The sequence below is a fragment of the Phormidium sp. FACHB-592 genome (assembly GCF_014695795.1).
In the GTDB taxonomy this organism is placed as follows: domain Bacteria; phylum Cyanobacteriota; class Cyanobacteriia; order Leptolyngbyales; family Leptolyngbyaceae; genus Stenomitos.
Map to the genome: position 1 here is coordinate 1 of NZ_JACJOZ010000087.1, position 3,120 is coordinate 3,120.

Here is a 3,120-nt window from a genome sequence, read left to right on the forward strand (position 1 = left end):
TTTGCCACGGACTATTGGTAAAGCGTTACGAACCCGAAGCCACGGCTGGCTTGTTTAGGATGCCCATTCATAAGTAAGGCTAACTGGACGATCGCCTGTTCCTCCCTGGACTATTTGCCAACTGGCACAAACGACAAAAGCTCTATGCAGCAGCAGTTTCAGCTTTTTGTCTGTTTGGTTAGTTGCGAAATCAGCAACTAACCAACGACGGAAGCGGCATTCTCGCTTGTGTATTAGAGCCACCAGGAACGAAAACATCAGTATTGCAGACTATCACCGCATGGTAATGTCTGCCAGTTTTTGTTAGCCGCCACGCTATTTTGCGCTGCTGTCACTTTAGTTGCGTAGAAGAGGATAACCCAAAAGCATTATCCAGAAGTAGTTTCAGCGATTTCCGACCGAACCCGATTAATTTTTAGCGGTCATACTTTATTTCAAATTAGTTGCGTCAAGTGAGAATCGGCACTCATAATCGTTACATTTCTTTGCAAATCACGATTTGAACGGTTGTCAAATTAGTTGCGCTGTTTTTTAGCTTGCTCTATAGTTTGGCTATCCAAACCTGACAAGTTGGTAAAGGAGATGGCGGCAACTCTCGACAGTTTAGATGTTCTGGAGCTTGAGGAGGCTGACTACAGCACAGACATTGATGCGGTCTTGCTTAACGGTCTCGATAAACAAGCGCACAAGATTAAGTTGGTGCCTTGGGTTGCTCAGGCTCCAACCTATGAGATCTTCTTAGAGCGAAAAAAGAAGGCGATCAGGCGTTTGTAAACGTACGTTTGAGTATTAGCTTGAAGCCTACAGATGTAGAGCGAAGGAATAAGTGTCACAACCGAAGGAATGAATGTCATAATCGCCCTTCACCTCGAACCCTTGTCTTGCAAGCCTTTTAAGTTTTTAGTCATCAATTTTTAAAGAAGACGCTACCGAAGAATTACATGTCATTTCGTAGGGCTATCGAAGAAATAAATGTCACTTCGGAAGTTGTTGCTTGAAACTTTTGCCCTAAAACGATTTCATCATTTTTCCGCGATCGCCGCAGCATTTCATGTCACTTTGTCGATTTAGAAGCTAAAACTCATGTTTAACAATAGTTTCAAGCCTTACTCAATTTGCCGAAGGAATAAGTGTCATTTCGTTGGAGCAATTTAACCTTCAGCAAAAATTATCTGTCATTTCATAGGACCACCGAAGGAATAAGTGTCATTTCGTTGTTCGTTGCTTGAAACTCCTGTTCTGCGGGAGCTTTAGCGTTTTCTGCGATCGCCGAAGCATTTCATGTCATTTCGTTGCTATAGAGACTGAAATCTCTATGCGTTTGGGTTCAATGAGAAAGCAGTTCCGCTCCGCCCACTATTTCAAGTATTGGAAGCGGATTCCAGTATTCGCGGTAGTGAATAATCTGGTAGTCCTATTTGGGAAAGGCTGTAGAAAAACCCTTGAGCGAGAATGGAGGAGCAGAATTTAACTGAATGGCTTGGTGACGAAACCTCTGTTGCAGTGCCCAAACTGTGCCTCCAACGACATCAACAAGAACGGCAGCACACGTCATGGGAAGCAGAACTACAAATGCCGTGATTGTGGTCGACAGTTTGTCGAGGATCCGCAATGGCAGACTGTCTCCAAAGATACCAAAGCAACCATCAAGCGCCTGCTGCTTGAAAAGATTCCTCTCGCTGGCATCGCTCGTAGTTTGCAGTTGAGCAAACGGTGGTTGCAACAGTACGTCAATCACTATTACCGGAGCGTAGCGCTGCAAGTGAAGGTACAGCTGGACACCAGAGAGTTGCCGTCATGTAGAAACGGGACGCTGTGACTTGGCGCTTGGCGTGGGCAGCGTACCAACTCCGCCCAAGGGCTTAAAGGTGGAAGTACTGTACCAAGAGCATTTTGTCTGCCTCCTCAGTGCGGACAACCCCTTTAAGCACGAACGTTTTGCTTTGGATGCCTATCTGCGGTCATCCACATGCGATCGTTGCCACCGCCGAAGGGCAGCAAACGATGATTAATCGTCCGCTGGCTGATCTGGGAAAAGCAAGAGAGATTGTGTTTCAGTCACCCTACTTCATAGCGACCGCACTTAATCTTGTGGCTACCGACCTGATCTTCACTGTCCCAAGCGGGTTGCACTCGAACTCTCCAAGTTGGCAAACCTGTGGCAAGTATTGCCCCCTCAAGAAATTACTGACTTCCCCTACACCATGATCTGGCATCCTCGGCTCGAGGGTGATGCTGGACAGGCATGGTTCCGTGACCAGATCCGGGCGACGGTGAGACGAGAGTGAAAAGGTTGTGGTGCAAAAACTGATGTGTCGCTCGGAAGTCTTTCACGGTTCTCTGTTGTGAGTGTGCAGATTATTTGCTCATTGCGCAAATGAGGCTCTTTTCAGCTTTTGGTGAAAAAGAGCGTAGCCGTTGATCTGGATGACGAAAAGGCTAGGTTTCCAAGCTGTTGCAGAACCCAGAGCACCAAAACTTGGGAAGAGCCCATTCTTTCTGATCACTTACACATGACCACTGTGTCTGGGCAAGTGATCGACCGGAGGCAATCGCTCTGCCGCACTCAGCCTGCCCGCCGTTCGACCCAAACTCGTTCCTCCTACAGCCGCCCAGCTGAGGGACACCTCACGTTTTTACCGCGATCGGGAATAAGCCAGCGTGGGAATGAGTCGTTGCTGCGCCCAGTGCCTTTGCTCGATTGGTTGCCACAGTCAGAAGGCAAGAAAGGGCAAACCCACTGGACATCGAATTATTCAATCGCATTTCTGCCGAGCTTGGCGACGAGACTTTGGGGTAGCCTAGAACCTTCCCCCCATTGCCACTGAAATGTAGTCATTGGAAAACCTTCAGATCCACCCAGAAGCTTAATTTTCTGGAGTTTGGCAAGCGATATACTTTGGGAGACGGCTAACAGTCCTTCGTCGGGGGGAGAGTTCAATGATTACTCTGCCTGGAATGATCCATCTCGATCAACTGATTGCCACGTTGATGCCGATGGTGATCGAAAGTGCAGGAGCCGAAACGGGCGCTCTGGTTCTCCTGGAAGAGGATCAACTCACTGTAGTGGCCCAATGCAGTGGCAGTAAACAGTGTGACCTGGAAAAGCTTGCTGTTGCC

At 47.9% G+C, this 3,120-nt stretch carries 5 protein-coding genes and 1 pseudogene; 5 read left to right on the forward strand and 1 reads right to left on the reverse strand.

Annotation, left to right across the window (positions count from 1 at the left end):
• Positions 1-54: 54 nt before the first annotated feature.
• Entirely contained in the window at positions 55-258 is a 204-nt protein-coding gene (locus H6F86_RS24745) for a hypothetical protein (RefSeq protein ID WP_190452313.1), read from the reverse strand.
• 324 nt (positions 259-582) lie between these two features.
• On the opposite strand from H6F86_RS24745, the gene H6F86_RS24750 reads away from it, so the two are divergent.
• The 5 genes and pseudogenes from H6F86_RS24750 to H6F86_RS24770 all read left to right on the forward strand — a co-directional run.
• Positions 583-774, forward strand: coding sequence for a hypothetical protein (locus H6F86_RS24750; RefSeq protein WP_190452315.1), 192 nt, complete (start codon positions 583-585; stop codon positions 772-774).
• Between the two features lie 724 nt (positions 775-1,498).
• Positions 1,499-1,609 (forward strand): annotated as a pseudogene (locus H6F86_RS32475) (IS1 family transposase); the annotation flags it as partial.
• Positions 1,610-1,893: 284 nt separating this feature from the next.
• Complete coding sequence (locus tag H6F86_RS24760; protein ID WP_190452319.1) at positions 1,894-2,208, forward strand: hypothetical protein; 315 nt, start codon at positions 1,894-1,896, stop codon at positions 2,206-2,208.
• A gap of 305 nt (positions 2,209-2,513) precedes the next feature.
• Positions 2,514-2,828: a hypothetical protein gene (locus H6F86_RS24765; protein WP_190452321.1), complete on the forward strand. Its 315-nt coding sequence runs from the start codon at positions 2,514-2,516 to the stop codon at positions 2,826-2,828.
• 112 nt (positions 2,829-2,940) lie between these two features.
• The coding region (locus tag H6F86_RS24770) for a hypothetical protein (protein ID WP_190452323.1) at positions 2,941-3,120 on the forward strand (180 nt) is incomplete at its 3' end.